The sequence below is a fragment of the Streptomyces iakyrus genome (genome assembly GCF_000717055.1).
Classification (GTDB): domain Bacteria; phylum Actinomycetota; class Actinomycetes; order Streptomycetales; family Streptomycetaceae; genus Streptomyces; species Streptomyces iakyrus.
Window position 1 is genome coordinate 1 of sequence record NZ_JNXI01000059.1, and the last position, 5,125, is coordinate 5,125.

The 5,125-nt window shown below is 67.4% G+C and carries 5 protein-coding genes and 1 pseudogene; 1 reads left to right on the forward strand and 5 read right to left on the reverse strand.

Features of this window, described 5'->3' with window-relative positions; genetic code table 11:
• The first annotated feature begins 198 nt into the window (after positions 1-198).
• On the forward strand, positions 199-1,272 hold the full coding sequence (locus OO68_RS41410) for a Dyp-type peroxidase (protein ID WP_245237463.1): 1,074 nt from the start codon (positions 199-201) through the stop codon (positions 1,270-1,272).
• Between the two features lie 527 nt (positions 1,273-1,799).
• Here OO68_RS41410 and OO68_RS41415 read toward each other — a convergent pair.
• The 5 genes and pseudogenes from OO68_RS41415 to OO68_RS45080 all read right to left on the reverse strand — a co-directional run.
• A complete protein-coding gene (locus OO68_RS41415) occupies positions 1,800-2,555 on the reverse strand; it encodes an HD domain-containing protein (protein ID WP_033314670.1) in 756 nt (251 codons plus the stop codon).
• 74 nt (positions 2,556-2,629) lie between these two features.
• Complete coding sequence (locus tag OO68_RS41420; RefSeq protein ID WP_245237464.1) at positions 2,630-2,974, reverse strand: PadR family transcriptional regulator; 345 nt, start codon at positions 2,972-2,974, stop codon at positions 2,630-2,632.
• A gap of 734 nt (positions 2,975-3,708) precedes the next feature.
• Positions 3,709-4,575, reverse strand: coding sequence for an AAA family ATPase (locus OO68_RS41425; protein WP_033314672.1), 867 nt, complete (start codon positions 4,573-4,575; stop codon positions 3,709-3,711).
• A complete protein-coding gene (locus OO68_RS41430; RefSeq protein ID WP_245237465.1) occupies positions 4,572-5,003 on the reverse strand; it encodes a hypothetical protein in 432 nt (143 codons plus the stop codon). Before OO68_RS41430 ends, OO68_RS41425 begins: the two co-directional genes overlap by 4 nt.
• A 20-nt stretch (positions 5,004-5,023) precedes the next feature.
• A pseudogene (locus OO68_RS45080) lies at positions 5,024-5,125 on the reverse strand (IS3 family transposase); the annotation flags it as partial.

The window sequence follows — 5,125 nt, forward strand, 5'->3', positions numbered from 1 at the left end:
CAGCCGTTCCCACTCGGCATCTGTCAGATCGCCCCGCCCCATGCCCACATCAACGACACGACAACGGAGTAGTCACATGATCGGCCGGACAAGTCCTAGCCGAACCCTACGAACCGAGACTCCTGCCATGCAGCAGCTCAGCCAAGCCTGCCGGCATCGAGGCGTCACTGTCTTTTGCCAGAGAGGCCGGTCCGCTCAGTGGCTTTAACGAGGCGAGAAGTCCTGCTCACTTCGGTTGCAGCCGGCACCGGGGCTGTCGGTCTGGCTGCCGTAGGCGCCCTTGCCCTGCAGGGCAACACCTCCGACAGTGCCGAAACAGCGGCTCACCTGCGCGGCGCAACACCCCTGCCTTTCGCGCAGCTTCACGCCCTGGATCTCACCGCAAGCGGCCAGGAACGCGCCAACGTGCTGCGTGCCGCTCACCACGCCATCGCTGCGATCGACGGCGGCGACATCGCCGCCTGGCTAGCTCTCGGTGAGGGCGCTTTGCCCTCGCCGGCAGACAGGCCACGGCATTTGAAGAAGATGCCCTCGTTCGCGGGTGACGTGTTGGACCCTGCACAGTCACATGGCGACCTCTTGCTCCACATCACCGGCTCCTCAGCCCGCGCCGTACGGCAGGCCGCAGAACAGGCACTTCGCGCGCTGCCACAACAGCAGGTGCGCTGGCGCGTGGACGGGACCCGTCCCGAGAACCGCACCGAGGACGGCCGAGGCCTGTCCCGCAACCCGTTCCACTTCACCGAAGGGCATGGAAACCCCGGCACGGCAGCCGAGATCACCGAACGCGCGACCATCAAGGCCGGTCAGGGCGAACCTTCCTGGGCCGTTGGCGCCAGCTATCAGGTGATCCGGATCATCCGGCTCGCCACCGACTTCTGGGACCGTGACACCGTCCACGAGCAGGAGCGCATCATCGGCCGCCGTAAGAACGGGCGATGGCTGGACGGCACACCCAGCACCGAACGGGCCGTCTTCGCCACCGACCCTCACGGCAAAACCACCCCACTAGACGCACACGTCCGCAGAGCAGTACCAAACCCCCGCACCCCGCCCCCGATGGTCCGGCGCAGCTACAACTACCACCGGGCCCCGGACGACCAAGGGCTGATCTTCTCCTGCTTCCAGAGTGACTTAGAGAAAGGCTTCGAGGCGGTACAGCGCAGGCTCCAAGGCGAGGCCATGGCCAAGTACACCCTCACCACGGGAGGCGGCTACTTCTTCGTTCCGCCACCGGGCGAGGCCTGGCTCAGCGCGCTCGATGCGAACTGACACACCAGTGGTTGCGGCCCATCGCTGAATCGAGCACCTCACAGTCCGCGTTACAGGTACCGGCATGCCGTTCGGCTCACCCGGCCCAGCGATTTGGGCAGAATCGGTACGGCTCAGATGAGGCTCGGCCGTGCAATGCCAAGCGGCGTGCGTGGCCGCATCCCTACGCACCACAGTGAGAGTAGAGAGCTTCGATCAGCCGCGCTGAATGCGACGCAGAAACGGCAGGCGCCAGGGGCGCTGGGCGGGCCTGCCAGTACATCTGGGTTCTCGGGGCAATGAGGGTGGGAGGACAGAAGACTGCGCTGGCTCAGGGTTGGCGACTTCGACCGAGGCGCGCCACGCATGGATGAGCTGGCCCAGTCGCCGGGTCGGTGTCTCGCTCGGGATGAACAAGACGATCGCGACCAGGAGCAGGGCGCCGGCCGTGAGTGCTCCAGTCGTCCAGGCCGACAGGCCTCCGCTGTCCACGGCGATCGCGAAAGCGGTCATCCCGCCCAGCGCACTGCCGATGCGTGCCAGGAGGCCTACCATCGTCGCCCCCGTATCGGGTGACGCAGCGTAAGAGTTAGCCGGGGTGCGCTGAGCAGGATGCGTGCGGTGAAGCGGGTGCGGGCGCCGCGCGTGGTCAGAGTGCGCAGTTCGGCGTGCCACTCTTCTCGCCAGCGCGCTCGCTGCGTGGCGGGCAGCAGCAGGGTGAGTACGGTCAGCAGCGGTGGGGTCATGGCCAGGGTGGACGTCGCGGGCCGCAGGACGGCTGAGGAGAGGTCGTGTAGTTCACGACCTACATCGGTCAGGCCCGCCGCCTTGGCCAGGGGTGTGACCAGCTCGAGCGTTTCACGGGCGACGCGGTGCTGCCTTGTCGGGGGTACGAATGTGATGGTGCGCATGTTGTGCAGCCGGTCGGCGAGGCGGATGGCCAGCACGGCTTCCTCGCGTGTGGGCTGGAGCGGCTTTGGCGCGTTGCCCAGCTTGAGGGCGCTCGGCGGGATCTCGTCGAGGCGGGTGGTGCGCACTGCTGAGATCAGATCGACTGTCGTCTGGCCGAAACGCTCGGTTATGCGGCCCGGCGGGCAGGGGGTGTCCTCGATGTCGTGCAGCAGGGCCGCACAGACTACGGCAGGTGGCATGCCGATGTCGGCGACGATGGCGGCGACGGCGACGCAGTGGGTGATGAAGGGGTCACCGCTGTGGCGGGTCTGGCCGGCATGCCAGATCGCGGCTTCGTTGTAAGCGTGCTGCAGCGGGGAGAGATCGGCATCTGGGTGGTGTGTGCGGACCACGGCGAGAAGGCCGCTCAGGGATGAGGTGGGGCAAGGGCGCGTGTCCTGTCGTGGTGCTAAGCGGCGCCTGTCATTCATGACACTCCCCCATCGCTGGCCGGGCGGGCGGCCCACCCCGGCAGGGGCTGCTTGCGGGCTTGGTAGGCGCGGGCCAGGGCGTCGCGGGCCCTCTCGGCGCCGTCCTGGGTGATTTGGTAGAAGCGGCGGCGTGGACGGCCGGCTTCCTCGTGTACGGCGGGGTCTTCCCAGGTGCTGTCCACCCAGCCGACTTGTTCCAGGCGGGCGAGGATCGGATAGATCGTGCCCGACGGCAGCCCCGCCAGTTCGCACAGCTCGAGGCCGTAGCGCTGCTTGGCGGGGTCTTCCAGCAAGGCCCGCAGGACCAGTTGGGTCTGCAGGGTCATACGCGGACTACCCATACTCGTACTCTACATAGCATATATACGAGATGTCTAGAGCGGTCGGCGAACAGGGAGCTGCCCTCTCCTCCCTGCCGTCTCGGCGAAGGACACACTGCGAGCTTCGAGGCCAAGCAGCCCGCCTGCTGGGACTGTTTCCGCGCTTGCTTAGGCCCTGGCACTGCAGGCCCAGCATTCGCGGCCGAACAGCCGCTGCCCGATGAGTCGTTCGAGTCCGGCCGTTGGTGGAGCCAGCGGGTGAGACCGCTACGGGCAGTCTGCGTCCGCACCAACCGAAATCACAGGGCGTTGAGGTGGCATCTTGCCACCAAGCGAAGCCCGACCATCACGGGCGTGGGTGAACCGTCGCAACGCGGTCACACCGAGACAGCAAGCTCGGATAGAGTGGGCGGAACCAGCCGTTCCGTAACCCGGTCGACAAAGACTTCTCCCCGCACACGTGGGGGTCTGTCCCGCTCATCGGCCAGGGATCACACCATGCCGAGTTGCTCCCCACATGTGTGGGGGTCTAGCCCTGGCTGACATCGCTTCGGCCAATGCAGCCTACAAGGCGAACTTACGCAGGCAAGAACACCAGTTGGCCGGGTTGCATAACCCTCCCTCAACGAACTCGCCCCAACCGGCTGTTGGGCAGCATGCCGCTACCCCACGGGCGTTGGAGTATCGCGGGCAGATGCCGGTGCCGCACCGCCTGCTCCGACGGTGCGGATGCGCCCAGACGCCAGAGCGGCGTTTCAGTCGGTGTGACGTTGGGTGGGGTCGAGGCGGCTGAGGACGGCGCGCACGAGGTCCCGGCTGTAAGGACGGAGCGGTTTGGAGGCACCGTGCGAGGTGGACGGGTTTGTCGGACCCGTGCTGCCGGCTCCCTTCGAGCCGGGGCCGCCGTGCTGTTCCCGGAGCAGGTAGGTGATCTTGGCCCACCGGCGGAAGTTGCCGTGGCAGGCAGCGTCGTCGATCCACAGCAGTTCGTCTGCGGGTACGTCCGCCCACAGCGGGTGGTATTCGGGGATGACCGTGAGGACTTCTGCGGGTGTGAGGGGCTTGTAGCGCTGCCAGACGAGGATGCGGGAATCCAGCGCCGGACGGTTCTTGATCTTCTGATAGCAGGTCTCGGCGCCGATCAGGACGACGGTGAGGCGGGTGTCTTCGTCGTCCCAGAGCTCGCGGATGAATTCGAAGGCCCGGGTGTCCAGCCACTGCGCTTCGTCGACGACCAGGACGCGCGGGGTCTCCGACAGGGCTTCCTTGAGGATGGTTTCGCAGCGGGTGCTGTTGAGGGGGGCCTCGCCGGGCAGGTCGAGTCTTTTGTACAGGGCGGCGCGCAGGGCCTGGATTTTGGCGGAGCCGACTTTGATGCGCAGGGTGGTGTGGGGGGCGAGGTCGTCGAGGTGGCTGTTGACGGCGAAGGTCTTGCCCAGGCCGACGCCGCCGTGGACGCACATGATGGCGCCCTTGCCGGCGTCGGCGTTGAGGGTGGTGACAAGGTTGGCGTAGGTCTCTGCGCTGGCCTGGGTCAGCATGGCGCGGGCGCCGGGCAGGCCCATGTAGTGGTAGTTCGGGCCGGCGGTCGGCTGGTTCTCGGGCGTGGTCGGGTGGGTCACTCGGTGTCCTGGGGTTTGGAGTGGGGCCGGGGCTTGGTCCAGCGGGCGGAGTCGGGCTGGGGCCGGTTGAGGAGGTCGGGCCGGGCTTCGGCCTGCAGGTGACCTTCCGGTGTCTGCAGCTCGCGTAGCTGGGCGGCTGCCTGGCTGGCGGTGAGCCGGTTGAGGGGCTCGGGCGCGGCGGCGACGCTGGTGGCGGCGTAGCGGGGTGAGGCGTTCTTGCGGGCCCGGCGGGCTTTGGCGGCGTAACGGTCGGCTTCGCGCCGGCGGGCGTTGCGCAGTGCGCGGGCTTGGCGGGGGCTCATCTCGTCGCTGCGGAAGGCGGGGCCGCGGTAGGTGAGGGTGTCGGCGTCGTAGAGCTCGACGCGGTGGTAGTGGTGGGGTTCGTGGCGCAGGCGGACCATCTCGCCGGCGCTTGAGTGGCCGTGCATCCAGTCGCCGACGTAGTAGGCGTGCAGCGGGCCACTGATATGCCTTCACGGTGCAGTTGCCGCCAGACCTTTCGGACCCCGTAGACGCTGTAGTTGTCCGTGTGGACACGGCTGATCTGCGT

Excerpts from the sequence above, each read along its gene's own strand:
- OO68_RS41430 (WP_245237465.1), bottom strand. The coding sequence starts at position 5,003 with ATGCACGGCCACTCAAGCGCCGGCGAGATGGTCCGCCTGCGCCACGAA.
- OO68_RS41420 (WP_245237464.1), bottom strand. The coding sequence starts at position 2,974 with ATGGGTAGTCCGCGTATGACCCTGCAGACCCAACTGGTCCTGCGGGCC.